14 protein-coding genes are annotated in these 16,079 nt (G+C 74.6%); 10 read left to right on the forward strand and 4 right to left on the reverse strand.

The window, feature by feature from the left end:
* The first annotated feature begins 12 nt into the window (after positions 1 to 12).
* Genes FZ988_RS03140 through FZ988_RS03150 form a run of 3 tightly spaced genes read left to right on the forward strand, consistent with a single transcriptional unit; the run spans position 13 to position 2,146 of the window.
* A complete protein-coding gene (locus FZ988_RS03140; protein WP_149202575.1) occupies positions 13 to 750 on the forward strand; it encodes a glycosyltransferase family 2 protein in 738 nt (245 codons plus the stop codon).
* Positions 747 to 1,235 (forward strand): DUF2304 domain-containing protein, encoded by a 489-nt coding sequence (locus tag FZ988_RS03145; RefSeq protein WP_149202576.1) that lies wholly within the window; start codon positions 747 to 749, stop codon positions 1,233 to 1,235. Before FZ988_RS03140 ends, FZ988_RS03145 begins: the two co-directional genes overlap by 4 nt.
* Complete coding sequence (locus FZ988_RS03150; RefSeq protein WP_149202577.1) at positions 1,232 to 2,146, forward strand: glycosyltransferase; 915 nt, start codon at positions 1,232 to 1,234, stop codon at positions 2,144 to 2,146. Before FZ988_RS03145 ends, FZ988_RS03150 begins: the two co-directional genes overlap by 4 nt.
* A gap of 25 nt (positions 2,147 to 2,171) precedes the next feature.
* On the opposite strand, the gene FZ988_RS18895 is transcribed toward FZ988_RS03150, so the two are convergent.
* On the reverse strand, positions 2,172 to 4,247 hold the full coding sequence (locus FZ988_RS18895; protein ID WP_246169167.1) for a glycosyltransferase: 2,076 nt from the start codon (positions 4,245 to 4,247) through the stop codon (positions 2,172 to 2,174).
* 110 nt (positions 4,248 to 4,357) lie between these two features.
* Here FZ988_RS18895 and FZ988_RS03160 point away from each other — a divergent pair, with 110 nt between their 5' ends.
* The 4 genes from FZ988_RS03160 (at position 4,358) to FZ988_RS03175 (ending at position 10,771) form a co-directional block, all read left to right on the forward strand.
* Entirely contained in the window at positions 4,358 to 5,377 is a 1,020-nt protein-coding gene (locus FZ988_RS03160; protein ID WP_149202578.1) for a glycosyltransferase, read from the forward strand.
* A gap of 78 nt (positions 5,378 to 5,455) precedes the next feature.
* Complete coding sequence (locus FZ988_RS03165) at positions 5,456 to 7,447, forward strand: DUF7657 domain-containing protein (RefSeq protein WP_149202579.1); 1,992 nt, start codon at positions 5,456 to 5,458, stop codon at positions 7,445 to 7,447.
* Between the two features lie 148 nt (positions 7,448 to 7,595).
* Positions 7,596 to 9,593 carry a DUF4214 domain-containing protein gene (locus tag FZ988_RS03170; RefSeq protein ID WP_188078955.1) on the forward strand — a complete coding sequence of 666 codons (1,998 nt, stop codon included), beginning with the start codon at positions 7,596 to 7,598 and terminating at the stop codon, positions 9,591 to 9,593.
* 53 nt (positions 9,594 to 9,646) lie between these two features.
* On the forward strand, positions 9,647 to 10,771 hold the full coding sequence (locus tag FZ988_RS03175) for a glycosyltransferase family 4 protein (RefSeq protein WP_149202581.1): 1,125 nt from the start codon (positions 9,647 to 9,649) through the stop codon (positions 10,769 to 10,771).
* A gap of 21 nt (positions 10,772 to 10,792) precedes the next feature.
* Here FZ988_RS03175 and FZ988_RS03180 read toward each other — a convergent pair whose 3' ends face one another.
* Complete coding sequence (locus FZ988_RS03180) at positions 10,793 to 11,413, reverse strand: dTDP-4-dehydrorhamnose 3,5-epimerase family protein (RefSeq protein WP_149202582.1); 621 nt, start codon at positions 11,411 to 11,413, stop codon at positions 10,793 to 10,795.
* A 100-nt stretch (positions 11,414 to 11,513) separates the two neighbouring features.
* On the opposite strand from FZ988_RS03180, the gene rfbD reads away from it, so the two are divergent.
* Positions 11,514 to 12,383 carry a dTDP-4-dehydrorhamnose reductase gene (gene rfbD / locus FZ988_RS03185; RefSeq protein ID WP_149202583.1) on the forward strand — a complete coding sequence of 290 codons (870 nt, stop codon included), beginning with the start codon at positions 11,514 to 11,516 and terminating at the stop codon, positions 12,381 to 12,383.
* A 104-nt stretch (positions 12,384 to 12,487) separates the two neighbouring features.
* On the opposite strand, the gene rfbA is transcribed toward rfbD, so the two are convergent.
* A complete protein-coding gene (rfbA, locus tag FZ988_RS03190) occupies positions 12,488 to 13,357 on the reverse strand; it encodes a glucose-1-phosphate thymidylyltransferase RfbA (RefSeq protein ID WP_149202584.1) in 870 nt (289 codons plus the stop codon).
* A 107-nt stretch (positions 13,358 to 13,464) separates the two neighbouring features.
* Here rfbA and manA point away from each other — a divergent pair, with 107 nt between their 5' ends.
* Complete coding sequence (gene manA / locus FZ988_RS03195) at positions 13,465 to 14,661, forward strand: mannose-6-phosphate isomerase, class I (RefSeq protein WP_149203049.1); 1,197 nt, start codon at positions 13,465 to 13,467, stop codon at positions 14,659 to 14,661.
* A gap of 58 nt (positions 14,662 to 14,719) precedes the next feature.
* On the opposite strand, the gene FZ988_RS03200 is transcribed toward manA, so the two are convergent.
* Positions 14,720 to 15,487 (reverse strand): TIGR03089 family protein, encoded by a 768-nt coding sequence (locus FZ988_RS03200; RefSeq protein WP_425457933.1) that lies wholly within the window; start codon positions 15,485 to 15,487, stop codon positions 14,720 to 14,722.
* A 252-nt stretch (positions 15,488 to 15,739) separates the two neighbouring features.
* Between FZ988_RS03200 and FZ988_RS03205 the strand changes: the two genes are divergently transcribed.
* Positions 15,740 to 16,063, forward strand: coding sequence for a WhiB family transcriptional regulator (locus tag FZ988_RS03205; RefSeq protein WP_149202585.1), 324 nt, complete (start codon positions 15,740 to 15,742; stop codon positions 16,061 to 16,063).
* Positions 16,064 to 16,079 lie beyond the last annotated feature (16 nt).

Here is a 16,079-nt window from a genome sequence, read left to right on the forward strand (position 1 = left end):
GGGTGACTCCCCGTGGACCAGGCGCCGACCGCGAGACTCCTCGTGATCATCCCTGCCCTCAACGAGGAGGAGTCCCTCCCGCAGGTGCTGGCCGACCTGCGGGTCGCGGTGCCGCACGCCGACGTCCTCGTCGTCAACGACGGGTCGACCGACCGCACCGCGCACGTGGCCCGTGCCGGCGGAGCCCTCGTCCTCGACCTCGCCCTGAACCTCGGGGTCGGCGGTGCGATGCGCGCCGGCTTCCGCTTCGCGCAGCGCGAGGGGTACGACGTCGCGGTCCAGGTCGACGCGGACGGCCAGCACGACCCGGCCGACCTCCAGCGGATGCTCGACGCGCTCGTCGCCGAGCAGGCCGACGTGCTCATCGGCGCCCGGTTCGCCGGGCGCGGCGCCTACGCCGTCCGCGGCGCGCGACGCTGGGCGATGACGGTGCTCGCGTTCGTCCTGTCCCGCATCGCCGGCACGAGGCTGACCGACACGACGTCCGGCTTCCGCGCCGCGAACCGGCGCGCGATCGACCTGTTCGCGGCCGAGTACCCCGCCGAGTACCTGGGCGACACCATCGAGTCGCTGGTCATCGCGTGCCGCGCAGGCCTGCGCGTGCGGCAGGTCGGCGTCGAGATGCGTCCCCGCGCCGGCGGCGCGCCGTCGCAGAGCCCCGTCAAGGCCGCCGTCTTCCTCGGCCGGGCACTGCTCGCGATGCTCATCGCGCTCTCGCGTCCCATGACCGAACGGGAGGTCCGCCGGTGAGCGGCTACGCCTTCGCCCTGGGTGCCTGCGTCCTGCTCGTCGGGTTCCTCGTCGTCCTGCTCCGCACGCGGCGCCTGCGCGAGAAGTACGCGGTCGCGTGGATCGTCGTCGGCGTCGGGGTGTGCGTCTTCGGCGCCTTCCCCGGGGCCGTCGAGTGGCTCGCCCGGGTCGTCGGCGTGCAGACGCCCAGCAACCTGCTCTTCGCGCTCGCGCTCATCGTGCTGCTGCTCGTCTGCATCCAGCTCAGCGCCGAGATCACGACGCTCGAGGAGGAGACCCGCACCATCGTCGAGGAGGTCGCCCTCCTGCGCCTCGACGTCGAGCGCGCGCTGCTGCGCTCGGTCGCGGGTGACGCCGAGCTGCCGCTGCCCGCCGACGGGTACTCGCCGCTCGACGCCGCGGCGCCCCTCGACGGCGTGCCCGCCGACCACGTCGGCGCCTCCCTGGACCCCGCGGCCCCGGGCGACGGCGAGACCTCCGCATGACCGACGGCTCCGCGGCCCCGCCGCGGGGCGACGTCGACGTCGTCATCCCGTACTGGGGCGAGCCCGAGTACCTGCGCCAGGCGGTCCAGAGCGTCCTCGCGCAGACCGTGCCGCACTGGCGCCTCACGGTGCTCGACGACGCCTACCCGTCCGACTGGGCCGGCGCCTACCTCGAGGGCCTCGACGACCCGCGGATCCGGTACGTCCGCAACGCCGAGAACCAGGGCATCACCGCCGCGTTCCAGCGGTCCGTCGAGCTCGCGACCGCCGACATCGTCGTCGTGTGCGGCTGCGACGACCTGCTGCGGCCCACGTACGTCGAGACCGTGCTGCGCGCCTACGCGGAGCACCCCGACGTGGACATCGTGCAGCCGGGCGTCGACGTCATCGACGGCGACGGACAGGTGGTCCGCACGCTCGCCGACACCGTCAAGCAGCGGCTCATCCGCCCCCGCGTGGCCGGGCCCACGGTCCTCGGGGGAGAGGCGCTCGCCGTGACCCTCCTGCACGGGGACTGGCTGTACTGGCCCTCGCTCGCGTTCCGGCGCTCGCGGCTCGCCGCCACGCCGTTCAGGGCGGGGTTCCCGATCGTGCTCGACCTCGCGGTCGTCATGGACCTGCTGTGCGACGGCGCGACCATGCTGCTCGAGCCCACCGTCTGCTTCGCGTACCGGCGCCACCACGCGAGCGCGTCATCCGTCGAGCTCCTCGACGGCGACCGGTTCGCGGGGGAGCGCGACTACTTCCGCCTCGCCGCCGGCCTCGTCGCCGAGAAGGGCTGGCGCCGTGCCGCCCGTGCCGCGCGCCTGCACGTCTCCTCGCGCCTGCACGCGCTCACCCTGCTGCCCACCGCGGTCCTGCGGCGCCCCCGCGCCGTGCCGATGCTGCTGCGCCACGCCCTCGCGCCCTGATCAGGCCCGACGCCTGCGGCGCAGCTCAGGCCCGACGCCTGCGGCGTAGCTCACGGACGCAGCGCACCAGCATCCAGCGCGACCTGGCCACCTCTCGGGGGCCACGGGGCCGCGCGGTGCTCGCGTTCGCCTCGTGGAACCGTCGCTGGACCGAGCGCAGCTCGAGGTGCGTCATGCTGCCCGCGACGTTGCCGTACAGGGCGATCCACAGGTCGTGCGACTCGGTGAGCAGCGCAGGGAACGGCAGCACCCGGGCGAGCGCGGAACGCCGCACGCCCATCGCGCAGCCGTAGTACGGCCGGTTGCCGGCGAGGACCCCGAGGACGTTGCGCACGTGCCGCGTGCTGTCCGCGGCGCGCAGGTGCCAGTCCGCCTGACCGTACGGGCCGCGCAGGCGCTCGGGCCCGCCCAGCGTGCCCAGGTTGGTGGCCACGACCTGCGTCCGGTCCAGCGCCTCGACCATCGCTGCCACCCGCCCGTCGACCCACACGTCGTCCTGGTCGCACAGGAGCACGTACTCGCCCCGCGAGCGGCGCAGGGCCTCCTCGAACGTGCGCACGTACCCGCGGTTCTGCGCATGCTCCACGAGCACGACGCGCGGGTCGCCGATCCCGCGCACCACCGCGACCGTGTCGTCCCGGGAGGCGTCGTCGACGACGACGACCTCGTCGTCCGGGCCGAGCTGCCCGAGCACTGAGGAGAGCTGCTCGACGACGTACGCGGCGCCGTCGTACGTCGCGAGGCACACGCTCACGCGAGGGGTGGGGTGCGGCGCGTCAGGGGCGAGGGAGGCGTCGGCGGGTGCCGGGGGCGCCTCGGTGGCTGCCGTGCCGGTGCGGACGTCCCGCAGGAGCGCCCACAGGTGCACCGCGACGCCGAGCACCGGCCCCGCCGCGAGCGCCAGGATCGCGCGCGGCGCGATGTCCAGGGGGGTGAGCAGCACCCCGACCGCGGCGACGACCGCCACGACCCAGCCGCCGAGGAACGGGACGTGCAGGGTCAGCGCCTGGCACAGCGCACCCGTCAGGGTCAGCAGCGCGATGGCCGTCGCGGCGAGCGTGAGGCCCGCGAGGACGGGGCCCTCGACCCGGTACCCGGGACCCAGGAGACCCATGATCCAGGGCCCGACGAGCCAGGCGGCACCCGCACCCGCCACGCCCACGACGGCGACGAGCCGGGCGATCGGCGCGAGCGCGCGCAGGCCGCGGTCGCGATGGATCACGAAGTGGGAGACCGCGACGCCCTGGTAGGCGGTCAGCGGGATCATCAGCGGCGCCCGGGTCAGGGAGATCGCCAGCAGCAGCGGCGCCGCACCGGCGTACTGCGCGGCAGGTGTCGTCGCCGACAGGAGCACGGGGAAGCCGACCACGAGGAGCGCGCTCGCCCCGGACGCGAGCCCCGCCGCGAGCACGCGCCGCAGGAACACCTGCAGGCTGCTGTCGAGGCGGGCCCCCGCCGCCGAGCGCGCCTCACGCGAGACGAGCAGGTACCCGGCCCAGGTGAGGGTCGCGGCGACCGCGCCGGCGGCGGCGCCCAGCACCGTCCCGACGGCGACGAGCCCGAGGGCAACGAGGGCCAGGCGCACGAGCGAGTCGGCCGCGACGACGCCCGAGTACGTGCGCCAGCTCCGCCGGCCCGCGAGGGAGCCGACGACGACGGAGTGCGCCGCGAACGCCGCGACGGCGAGGCAGACGAGTGCGGCGAGCCGGCCCGGCTCCGCGGGGAAGAGTCGGGGCGCCCACCACGGGGCGCTCGCGCCGAGCACCGCTGCGAGCGCGAGCCCGGCGCCCAGGCCCACGGCCAGCACCCGGGGCCGGCGCGGCGCGGACCCGTCCGGCGTCGGCGCCAGACGCGCGGCCGTCACGGCCCGTGTGGTCTCGACCGACATGCCGCTCAGGACGCCGAAGCACGCGAAGAGCGCCGACCAGAAGGTCACGAACTGCGTGTTGAGCGACACCGGCAGGAGCAGGCGCGCAGCGAGCACCAGGGCGATGTAGCCGGTGCCCGCGGACACCGCCGTCGCGACCGCGATCCGCACGCTGTCGGCGCGACCGATCGTCGGCTCGGGAGGCGCCTGGGCCGGTGTCTCGGCCGCGCTCATGCTCGTCCCCTCGCCGGAGTCCGCCGACGGTGCGTCGGCCGGGCCCGGCCGGTCCTGCTCCGGTCCGTGCGCCGGCCGGTCGCGAGCCGCCCTAGTGTACGTTGACCGCCATGCCGAACGGCCCCGAACCGCACGCGTCGGGCGCCTCGCACCCCGCCCGGGCGGGGGACGCCGTCGGCGCCGTCGTCACCGCGTTCAACCCCTCCGCGGGCCTCCTCGACGCGTGCCGCAGCCTCGTCGGCCAGGTCGCCCTCGTCGTGGTCGTGGACGACGGCAGCACCCGGCCCGACGACGCGCTCCTCGACGGCTGCGCCGAGCTCGGCGCCGTCGTCGTGCGGCACGGCTCGAACCGGGGGATCGGCGCGGCGCTGAACACGGGCGTCCGCGAGGTGCGCGAGCGGCTCGGCTCGGCGTGCGAGCACGTGCTGACCCTCGACCAGGACTCCGTCGTGCCGCCCGGGTACGTCGCGGCGCTCCTGCGGGCCGGCCGCCAGGCGCACGCCGCGGGCCTGCGCGTCGCGATGGTGGGCCCCGCCCGCGCGGGCAGCATCCGACCCGCCGCCGCGCGCCGGGGCCCGGGACGTGGCGCCTCGGCCGGGCCGAGGTCCGACCGCGCGGACCACCCGGACCACCCGGACCACCCGGCGAACCACCCCGCCGTCGTGCACAGCCGCGAGCCGATCCAGTCCGGCCTGCTCGTCGCGTGCGCCGCGCTCGACGAGCTCGGGACGTTCGCGGACGAGCTCTTCATCGACGGCGTGGACACGGACCTCTACCTGCGCGCGACCGGCCGAGGGTGGGCCGCCGTCGCGGCGCCGGGCACGCACCTCGAGCACGCGCTCGGGCAGGTGCACGCCGTGGGTGGTCGGGACGGAGGCCGGCCGCGCCTCTCGCTCGTGCACGCCGCACCGTTCCGCTACTACTACATCGTGCGGAACCGGGTGCACCTCGTGCGGCGGCACGGCAGGCGTGCACCGGCCTGGGCGGCGACCGCGGTGCTGCGCGACGCCCGCCACCTGCTCGTGACGACGGCGCTCGTCCCCGGTCGCCGCGCACGTCTCGCGCACGCGGCGACCGGGCTCGTGCACGGTCTGCGCGGCGTCGTCGGGCCGCGCACGCCGGGTCGCTAGGCCGTCGGGCTCCGCGGCGTCCGCACGTTGCTAGGGTGAGGCGCCCTTCCACGACTCCCGAGGACGATGCGCCGGCCGATGAGCTCAACCGACACCGCCCCCAGTCGGCCGACCGGCGCCGCGGCGGACGCCGCTCCGGCCGCCCCGCGCACGAGCCTGCCGCACCTGCTCCGCTCGCTCAGGGGACGGTCCTGGTGGGTCGCCGGGCCGCTCGTGCTCTACGCGGTCCTCGTGCTGCTGGGCGTCACGCAGTCCTCGATCGGCATCACGGGCCTGCGCGAGGACCCCTCGGCCTCCGACCCGGCGATGATCGGCGGGGCCGTCGGGATCCGCAGCGACGAGTACCTCACGTCGACGCCGCTCCTGCTGGGCATCACCGCGACCGGCTCCGCCGACGACCAGAACCCGCTCACGGCCCCGCAGGGCTTCACGACGCAGATGCCCTCGGGCGTCGTCTCGTCCGTCGTGCTCTTCGACGGCACGATGCTCCAGGCGGGCCCGCTGCTGCCCGACCAGATGCTCATCGCGGCACGCTGGTGGCTGCCGTTCCTGCTGCTGTTCCTCGGCGCGCCCGCGTTCGTCCACACGCTCACCGGGAACCGCTGGCTCGGGCTCGTCGCCGCGCTCCTCATCGTCGCGACACCCGGCAGCGCGTGGTGGTCGTTCAGCCCGCTCGGCATCCTCGGCTTCACGCTCGCCGGGGCCGCCGCGATGCAACGCGTCCAGGCGAGCCTCGAGCTGCGGCGCTATGGCCGTGCGGCCGCGTGGTGCGCGGGCGGCGGCATCCTGCTCGCCCGGACGCCGCTGCACTACCAGCCGTGGGCCATCGTGGTCGGGCTCACCATCCTGGCCGTCGCGATCGCCGGCATGGTCGCGACCCGGGAACGCCTGCGCAGCGGCCTCGTCGCGGTCGGCGCGACCGGCGGCCTCGCACTGCTCCTCGCGGGCGGCGTCCTGCTCGAGAACCTCGAGTCCATCCGCGCGACGCTCGGCACGAGCTATCCCGGCGCGCGGGTCGCCGCAGGCAGCCCCAACCAGATCGAGGAGATCTTCGGCGCGACGAGCCTCGTGAACCTCAAGCACCTGACGGTGCTCGAGTCGAACCCCAGCGAGGTCGCCTCGGCGTTCGCGGTCGCTGCGGTCTGGGCCGTGCTCCTGCTCGTCGCGGGCGTGCGGTTCCGCGACCGCGGGCACCGCGTGGCCACCACGACCATGCTCGGCTTCACGGGCTTCTGGTTCGCGTGGTCCATGGTCGAGTTCGGTGGGTGGGCCACCCACATCCCGCTCCTGAGCATGGTCCCGGCGAACCGCTCGACCGACGTGCTCGGGTACCTGGCGGTCCTGCTCCTGTGCCTCGTGCTGCCCGGCGCCCCCCGCGCGGGCCTGCGACGCTCGGCACTCGTCGCGGGGTCGATCGCCCTCCTCGCGGCGTACGCGGGCTCCATGATGTGGGCGCACACGATCCCCGACATGTCGACGACGACCATCTGGGTCTCGAGCCTCCTCCTCGGCGCCGTCGTCCTCGTCGTGACCCGTCGGCCCGACTGGTGGGTCGGGTACGCCGCCGCGGTTGCCCTCGGTGCGCTGCTCATCTGGAACGTCAACCCCGTGCTCTTCGGTCTCGCCGACCTGCGCGGCAGTGCGACCGCGCAGGCGATGCTCGCCGACGGCGCCGAGGCGCGCGCCGACGGCGAGGTGTGGGCCACCGACGACCTCTACGTCGACGCGCTCCTGACCGCGACGGGCGTGCCGTCGCTGTCCAGCCGCCAGCTCGCCGGGCCGGTCGAGGACGCGTGGCGCGAGCTCGACCCGACGGGCGCGAACGAGCTCGCCTGGAACCGTGGCGGCTCGTTCATCACCTTCGAGTGGACGGACGCCGAGGAGCTCGTCTTCACCAACCCGGCCCCCGACGTCATCCGGGTGTCCGGCTCCCCGTGCGAGGTCGCCGAGCGCCTCCCGGCCCTGACGACGGTCGTCTCGGGGCGCGAGCTGACCGACACCTGCCTCGTGCCCGACGGGACCATCACGTGGGGCGGGGCGCCGCGCTGGGTCTACACGGTCACGGGCTGACGATGCCCGGAACGGCTCACGAACCCGTGTCGACGAGCCGATGAGCAAGGAGAGCCCGGCGCAGCAGCGCCGACCAGGCGAGCCCGGACCCCGCTCCGCCGCAGCACGACCGGACGCCACGACCGACGCACCGCACTGGGAGCAGCACATGCAGACTCGGCCTGCCCTCGAGGACCACGGCCGCCAGGGGATCAGGCGCGCATGGGGCCTCACCCTCGCCACCGCCGTCGCCCTCACCCTCCCGCAGGGTGCGGCCTTCGCCGACGACGGGGACGGCTCGACGACGCTGACCGTCGACGCGACCGCGATCACCCTCGTGGTCGAGGGTGCGACCGAGACGTCACCGTCGAGCACCGACGCGCTGGTCGAGGTCGACGGCAGGCTCTACGACGTGCCCGACGACCTCGCCGGCGACGTCGAGACGGGCGACGGCGTCACCGTCACGCTCGAGGCCGACGCAGGGCTGACCGGCGTGGCCGCGCTCGAGGCGGCCGCCGCGGAGGACCCGCAGACGCAGGCCACCGCACGGGTCGTCGACGTCGAGCAGGTCACCGCCACGGTGGACCCCGGGACGGCGACCGACGGGCTCGTGACCGACGAGGTCGTCCTCGGGGCGCACACCCTGACCGTGCTCCCCGTGCACTTCGGCAGCCAGCCGAGCGTCGACCTCGCGTCGACCGCGACGGCCTCCGCGCAGTACTGGACCGAGCAGAGCGGCGGACGCATCTCGATGACCGCGCAGGTGCGGGGCTGGGCGCAGGTCGCCAAGCCGGCGTCGTGCACGCGGGACGACCTCAACGCGCTCTTCGCCGCCGCGCTCGTGGCGAACGGCGTCGGGGCGCCGACCGACACCCACCACGTCGCCGTGTACTTCCCGAACCTCTCCGCGTGCAGCTGGGCGGGTCTCGGCTCGGTCGGCAGCGGCTACGTCTGGGTCAACGGCATCAACCTCGTGGACGTGATCGCCCACGAGGTCGGCCACAACCTCGGCCTCGGCCACGCCAACGCGTACACGTGCCAGTCGGGTGCGACGCGCGTGCCGCTGTCCGCCACGTGCTCCGCGGTCGAGTACGCCGACGCCGCCGACGTCATGGGCTTCGCGCGGAACGCGGTGACGGGCAGCCTCAACACGGCGCTCGCGGACCTGCTCGGCCTGACCGTGTACACCGACGCCGGGTCGGTCGCGGCCGGCACCGCGCTGACCCTGTACCCCCTGACGTCCGTCACGGCGCCCCGGGCGCTGCGCATCACGGCGCCCGAGGGGCACCTGTTCGTGGACTTCCGGCCCGCCGTGGGCCGCGACGTGCGCCAGTCGGCGTGGGCCGGCGTCCAGGTCCACCTACGGCCCTACGGCAGCAACCAGAGCTACCTCCTCGACATGCAGCCGCAGACCGTGACGCCGTTCAGCGCCGTGAGCCTGCGTGCCGGGACCACCTGGGTGGTCCCGTCCACCGGAACCTCCGTGACGGTGCAGGGCGTCGGCTCAACGGCCCAGGTCGTGGTCAACGCCGGCACCGGCGGCACCGATGCGATCACGTCGTACATCACACGCGTCTACCGTGACCTGTTCGACCGCCCCGTCGACCAGGGCGGGCTCGACGCCTGGTCGGGCGCCCTGCGCAACGGCACGCCGCGCGTGGCCGTCGCCAACTCGATCACGTACTCCGACGAGTACCGGCTCGCCCTGATCACCGAGTCCTACCGGACGTACCTCTACCGCGAGCCGGAGCCGGCAGGTCACCGCGGCTGGCTCTCCGAGATGCGTCGCGGCGTGACGATCCAGGAGATGGAGGGCCTGTTCCTCGCCTCCGACGAGTACTACGCGCAGGCGGGCGGGACCGACGCGGCGTGGGTGCGGCGGATGTACGGCCACGTGCTCGACCGGCAGCCGTCCGCGGCCGAGGTCGCGGGCTGGGTGGGTGAGCTCGGGCGCGGCGCGGTCTCCCGGTACGGGGTCAGCATGGGCTTCCTGCTCTCGACCGAGTACCTCACGACCGTCGTCGACGGCTACTACCAGCACCTCCTGGGCCGTCCGGTCGACGCGGGCGGTGCGCACACCTGGGTCACGGCGATCCAGCACGGCGCTCGCGTCGAGGCCATCATCGGGTCGATCGTCTCGAGCGACGAGTACTTCTACCGTCCCTGACGGCCGTGCCGTAGGTGGCGCACGGACGCCCGTGCGCCACCTACGATCACTGCGTGCGACTGATCCTCGACGCCACGGCGATCCCTGCTGACCGAGGCGGCGTGGGTCGCTACGTCGACGCGCTGCTGCCCGCGCTCGCCGCGCAGGGGCTGGACCTCGTCGTCGTGTGCCAGGAGCGCGACGCCGCGGCGACGGCCGCGCTGGTCCCCGCCGCGGAGGTCGTGACCGCGCCGGCCGGGATCGCGCGCCGGCCGGTGCGCATGGCGTGGGAGCAGGCCGGCCTCCCGGCCCTCGTCCGGCGCACCCGCGCCGACGTGCTGCACAGCCCGCACTACACGCTGCCGCGTCTCGCGGCCGTCCCCACGGTCGTCACCCTGCACGACGCGACGTTCTTCAGCCACCCCGACCTCCACTCGCCCGTCAAGGCGCGCTTCTTCCGCGCGGCGATCCGTGGGGCCGTGCGCCGCGCCGCCGCGCTCGTCGTGCCGTCGGAGGCGACCCGCGACGAGGTGCGCCGCTACGCGGGCGGGGCGGCGGAGCGCTTCCACGTCGCCTACCACGGGGTCGACACCGAGATCTTCCACCCCGTCGACGAGTCGGAGAGCGCGCGCGTCCGCGCCTCCCTCGGCCTCGCCGACGAGGAGTACGTCGGCTTCCTCGGGACGCTCGAGCCGCGCAAGAACACGCCCGCGCTCATCCGCGGCTGGGTGCGCGCCGTCGAGGGCATGGACGCGCCACCCGCACTCGTCCTCGCCGGCGGACCCGGCTGGGACGAGGGCGTCGGCCCGGCCGTCGACGCCGTGCCCGCCCACCTGCGGGTGCTCCGCACCGGCTACCTGCCGCTCGACGACCTCGCGGGCTTCCTGTCCGCGGCCCGCGTCGTCGCGTACCCCAGCCTCGGCGAGGGCTTCGGCCTGCCCGTGCTCGAGGCGATGGCGTGCGGCGCGGCGGTGCTCACGACGCGCGAGCTCTCGCTCCCGGAGGTCGGCGGCGACGCCGTCGCCTACTGCGGGACCGACGACACGTCGATCGCGACCGAGCTGCGCGCGCTGCTCGACGACGCGCCCCGACGCGCGGTGCTCGCCAGGGCGGCCGTCGAGCGCGCCGCCGGCTTCACGTGGGAGGCAGCCGCGGCCGTGCACGTCGAGGCGTACGAGCAGGCGCTGCGCAGCCGCTGAGCCGGTGCCGGCCGCCGCCGCTCACTCGGCCGGGAGCGACTCCACGTAGGCACGCACCGCGTCGTGGTCCGGCAGCAGACCCGCAGCGACCGCCTCCGCGAGGCTGGGGGCGGCCTCGTCCTTGGCCGAGAGCTGCGGGACCAACGGTGACCCGTCCCGCGCCGTCGTCGGCCACACGATGCCCACCTGCGGGTCGAGCGGGTGGATGCCGTGCTCCCGGCCGGGCGCGTACGGCGTCGAGCACAGGTACAGCACGGTCGAGTCGTCCTCGAGCGAGATGAACGCGTGGCCCAGGCCCTCGGACAGGTACACGGCGCGCCGGTCCACGTCGTCGAGCAGCACGGTGTCCCACGTCGCGAACGTGGGCGAGCCCACCCGCAGGTCCACCACGACGTCGAGCACCGCGCCCTTGGCGCACGTCACGTACTTGGCCTGGCCGGGCGGGACGTCCGCGTAGTGGATCCCGCGCAGCACCCCCGCCGCGGAGACCGAGCAGTTCGCCTGCTGGAGGTCGAACGCGTGCCCCGTGGCCTCGCGGAAGGGCGCGCCCTGGAAGTACTCGAGGAAGACGCCGCGAGGGTCTCCGTGCTGCTTCGGGGTGATCTCCCAGGCGCCCGGGACCGCGAGCTCGCGGTACGTCATGGTGGTCCTCTCGTCCGGCAGGCAGTCGGGCAAGCCTACCGAGACCGCTACCCTGCAGTCGGCCGTGAGCGGCCGAGGACCACGACGACGAGGAGACGGTGTGCGCTGGTTGGTGGCGGGATCCAACGGGATGCTCGGGCAGGACCTCGTGGCGATGCTGCGTGAGCGCGGCCACGACGCCGAGGGCATCGACCGCGCCGAGGTGGACATCACCGACCCCGCCGCGACCGTCGACGTCGCGCGCGGGTTCGACGTGCTCGTGAACTGCGCCGCGCACACCGCCGTCGACGCGGCCGAGGAGGACGAGGGCTCCGCCTTCACGGTCAACGCCGTCGGCGCCGCGAACCTCGCACGCGCCGCGCACGCCGCGGGGGCGCGCATGGTCCAGATCTCGACGGACTACGTGTTCCCGGGCGACGCCACGGCCCCGTACGCGGAGGACGCGCCCATCGGGGCCCGCTCCGCCTACGGACGCACCAAGGCCGCGGGGGAGTGGGCCGTGCGCGCGGAGTGCCCCGACCACCTCGTGGTGCGCACGGCGTGGCTCTACGGCGCGCTCGGCGCGTGCTTCCCCAAGACGATCGTGCGCGTCGCACGGGAGCGGGGCGGGCTGGACGTCATCGCCGACCAGGTGGGCCAGCCGACCTGGACCCAGGACCTCGCCGACCTCGTGATCCGGCTCGTCGAGGCGCACGCGCCGTCGGGCACGTACCACGGCACGTCGTCGGGCAGCACGTCGTGGCACGGGTTCGCGCAGGCCGCCGTGGCAGCCGACGGGCTCGACCCGGCGATCGTGCGTGAGACGACGAGCGACGTGTACGTCCGCCCCGCGCCACGCCCCGCGTACTCGGTGCTCGGCCACGACGCCCTGCGCCGCGTCGGCGTCGAACCCATCGGCGACTGGGCCGCGCGCTGGGCGCAGGCCGCGCCGACCGTGCTGGCCGAGGTCACGCCGAGCGCGCCTGCCTGACGCCGCCGCGCCGTCCCGTCAGAGGCCTGCGGGCCCGTCAGAGGCCTGCGGGCCTGTGACGGGACCGGCAGCGCCGTGCGGTTCAGCGCCGTGCGAGGGTTCGGTCAGCGCTCGGTCTCGAGCAGGCTCAGCAGGTAGCTGCCGTAGCCCGACTTCACGAGGACCTCGGCGCGCGCGCGCAGGTCCTCGTCGCTCAGGAAGCCCTTGCGCCAGGCGACCTCCTCCGGCGAGCCGATCTTGAGGCCCTGGCGGTGCTCGACGGTGCGCACGTAGTCGGACGCCTCGAGCAACGAGTCGAACGTCCCCGTGTCGAGCCATGCGGTGCCGCGCGGCAGGACCTCGACCTGCAGGCGCCCCTGCTCGAGGTACACGCGGTTGACGTCCGTGATCTCGTACTCGCCGCGCGCCGACGGCGCGAGGTCCCGCGCGATCGCGACGACGTCGTTGTCGTAGAAGTACAGGCCCGGCACGGCGTAGCTGCTCTTGGGCCGCGCGGGCTTCTCCTCGAGCGACAGCGCACGGCCGTCGGCGTCGAACTCCACGACGCCGTAGCTCGTCGGGTCGGCGACCCGGTACGCGAAGACCGCTCCGCCGTCGATGTGCTCGAACCGCTCGAGACGGGTGCCGAGGCCGGGGCCGTAGAAGATGTTGTCGCCCAGCACCAGCGCGGCCGAGTCGTCGCCCACGAAGTCGGCGCCGAGCACGAAGGCCTGCGCGAGCCCGTTCGGCACGGCCTGCACCGTGTAGCTGATCGAGATGCCGAACTGGGAGCCGTCGCCCAGGAGCCGGTGGAACTGCTCGGCGTCGTGCGGGGTCGTGATCACCAGCACGTCGCGGATGCCCGCGAGGATGAGGGTCGACAACGGGTAGTAGATCATCGGCTTGTCGTAGACAGGCACGAGCTGCTTGCTGACGCCGAGGGTGATCGGGTGCAGGCGCGTCCCTGAGCCCCCCGCCAGGATGATTCCTCGCATGGTGGGTCAGTGTGTCGCACCCGGTGCCGTCCTGACGAATCGCACGTGGCGGGCGCCGACCCGTGGATATCATCCCCTGGACCCGTCGCCGACTCGCCGAGGTGCTCGTGCACGTCCTGACCCCCCACCTGCAGCACTACGCGTGGGGCTCCACCGACGCGATCCCCGACCTGCTCGGGCTGACGCGCACCGGCGCCCCCGTCGCCGAGTGCTGGATGGGCGCCCACCCGAGCGGCCCGTCGGGCGTCGGCACCAACCCGGGCCTGCGCACCCTGGACCGCCTGATCGCGGCCGACCCCGAGGGTGCGCTGGGGGACGACGTCGTCGCGAGGTTCGGCACGACCCTGCCGTACCTGCTCAAGGTCATCGCCGCGGACGGGCCGCTGTCCCTCCAGGTCCACCCGAACATCGAGCGCGCCCGCGTCGGCTTCGAGCTCGAGGAGGCCGCGGGCATCCCCGTCGACGCCCCGCACCGCAACTACCGCGACCGCAACCACAAGCCCGAGCTCGTGTACGCGCTGACCCCGTTCGAGGCGCTCTGCGGCTTCCGGGCCCCCCGGCGCGCCGCGGAGCTGCTCGCGGGCCTGGACGCGCCGCTCACGCGCTCGCTGGCTCGCGTCCTGCGCGCGGCGCCGTCCTACGAGGGCATCCGGACGGCGTTCCGCCAGCTCCTCGAGCCCGAGACGCGCCCGTCGGCCGAGGCCGTCGCGGAGGTCGTCGAGGCGTGCCGACGCCGGCTCCTCGACGGCTCGCCCTCGCCGCGCGTCGACCGCACCGTCGTCCTCCTCGCGGAGACGTACCCGGGCGACCCGGGCGTCGTGACGTCGCTGCTGCTCAACCCCGTCACGCTCGAGCCCGGCGACGCGATGTTCGTCCCGGCCGGCGGCGTGCACGCGTACCTGCGCGGGGTCGGCGTCGAGATCATGGCGAGCTCGGACAACGTGCTCCGCGCGGGGCTCACGTCCAAGCACGTCGACATCACCGAGCTCCTCGCGAACGTCGACTACGTCGCGGCACCGCCGATCCGCATCGCACCCGAGATCTTCCACGGCGCGACGCGCGTCTTCTACGCGCCCGTCGACGACTTCGAGCTGTCCGTGACGACCGTGGACGACGCGGACCGGCACCCGCTGCCCGGCCGCGGCCCGCGCATCCTGCTCTGCCTGGACGGCGAGCTGACGATCACCGCCGCGGGCGACGGCGGCATCACGCTCAAGCGCGGGGAGTCGGCGTTCGCGTCGGCGCTCGACGGGCCCCTGAGCGTGTGGGGCCGGGGCTCCCTCGTGCAGGCGGACGTGCCCTGACGCGCCCCTGACCTGCCCTGACCTGCCCTGACCTGCCCTGAGCCGGACGGGCCGTCGGTCAGCCGGTGACGCGCTCGGTCGCGAGCAGGCGCGCCAGGCGCTCCGGGTCGCCTGCCAGCTCGACGCCCACCTCGGGCGCGCACAGGACGAGCGAGCCGTCCGCGCGCCAGGCCGCGAGCGCGTCGCCGAGCGCCGCCAGGGGTGCGGCAGAGGCGTGCCACCGGCGGGGCTGGTCGCCGTCCGGCGCCGGGGTGGGCCACCCGAGGAGCTCGCGATGGCGCACGAGGACGCCCGCGGCCTCGAGCGCGGGCTGCTCGGGGTCCGTCGGCGGCACCCAGCCGAGCGCGTCCCCGTAGGTCATCACCGCCGCGGCCGCGTCGGTCGCCCCCGGCGGCAGGTCGCCGTCGAAGCGACGCGCCAGGGCGGGCAGCGCGACGGCCACCACCTCCGCCCCGGTCTCGGCGTACGCGCCGGGACGGTCGGTCACCACGACGTCGACGCCCGCGGCCTCGGCAGGGCCGACGGTGCGTGCCTCGCCCGTCCCGGGCAGGACGACCGTCGCACCCACCCGCCAGGCGGCGAGCGCCCAGACGAGCGTCCGCCAGTGCGGGGGGAGGTCGAGCAGCACCCGGGTCCCGGGGGCGGCGTCGTACTCCTCGAGGAGGAGGTTCGACGTCTTGGAGACCCAGTTGTCGAGCACGTGCCCGGACAGCTCGGTGCGCTCGCCCCCTGGCCCGTACCAGGTGAGGCGGGGGCGACCGGGATCAGCCTTGAGCAGGTCCATCAGGGTGGCGACGTCGGTGGGGCGGGACAGGTCGGTGCGCACGCCCCAAGCGTAGGCGCGAGGCCGAGGGGGCCATTTCGGGCATAGCGGGCGGCCATCCGCCCGTTGTCGGCATTTCACCCGCTCGGGTGTCCGCGGTGGCGATGATCTAACACATCCCGGCTTGACTCTCGTGGACGACACGCGTGTAATTCCATCAATGCAGTTCGTGAACTCAAGGAGTCGCGGGCTGCGACGGCGGAGGATCGAGCGGCAACCCTGAGGGGCACCGAGGCGGGCACGGAGGCTCTGAACATGTGGAACTTGCTCAACGACGATGCAGCGTTCCCGACCGACCATGCACGCCCGTCCGAGGTCGCGCCCGTCGTCCCTCTCTTCGGCACCCCCGAGGACGACGCGGTCATGGGGTGGCAGGAGCGGGCCCTGTGCGCGCAGACCGACCCGGAGGCGTTCTTCCCTGAGAAGGGCGGCTCGACGCGCGAGGCCAAGAAGGTCTGCACCGGCTGCGAGGTCCGCGCCGAGTGCCTCGAGTACGCGCTGGCCAACGACGAGCGGTTCGGCATCTGGGGCGGCCTGTCCGAGCGCGAGCGCCGCAAGCTCAAGAAGCGCGTCGTTTGACTGCGCCCGCGTGGCG

Source organism: Actinotalea subterranea (assembly GCF_008364845.1).
Lineage (GTDB): Bacteria > Actinomycetota > Actinomycetes > Actinomycetales > Cellulomonadaceae > Actinotalea > Actinotalea subterranea.

What these genes read in the sequence shown, in the direction of transcription:
- FZ988_RS03165 (WP_149202579.1), top strand. Translation starts at nt 5,456, where the DNA reads ATGAGCTCAACCGACACCGCCCCCAGTCGGCCGACCGGCGCCGCGGCG.
- FZ988_RS03150 (WP_149202577.1), top strand. Translation starts at nt 1,232, where the DNA reads ATGACCGACGGCTCCGCGGCCCCGCCGCGGGGCGACGTCGACGTCGTC.
- FZ988_RS03180 (WP_149202582.1), bottom strand. Translation starts at nt 11,413, where the DNA reads ATGACGTACCGCGAGCTCGCGGTCCCGGGCGCCTGGGAGATCACCCCG.
- FZ988_RS03170 (WP_188078955.1), top strand. Translation starts at nt 7,596, where the DNA reads ATGCAGACTCGGCCTGCCCTCGAGGACCACGGCCGCCAGGGGATCAGG.
- FZ988_RS03160 (WP_149202578.1), top strand. Translation starts at nt 4,358, where the DNA reads ATGCCGAACGGCCCCGAACCGCACGCGTCGGGCGCCTCGCACCCCGCC.
- FZ988_RS18895 (WP_246169167.1), bottom strand. Translation starts at nt 4,247, where the DNA reads ATGAGCGCGGCCGAGACACCGGCCCAGGCGCCTCCCGAGCCGACGATC.
- FZ988_RS03205 (WP_149202585.1), top strand. Translation starts at nt 15,740, where the DNA reads ATGTGGAACTTGCTCAACGACGATGCAGCGTTCCCGACCGACCATGCA.
- rfbA (WP_149202584.1), bottom strand. Translation starts at nt 13,357, where the DNA reads ATGCGAGGAATCATCCTGGCGGGGGGCTCAGGGACGCGCCTGCACCCG.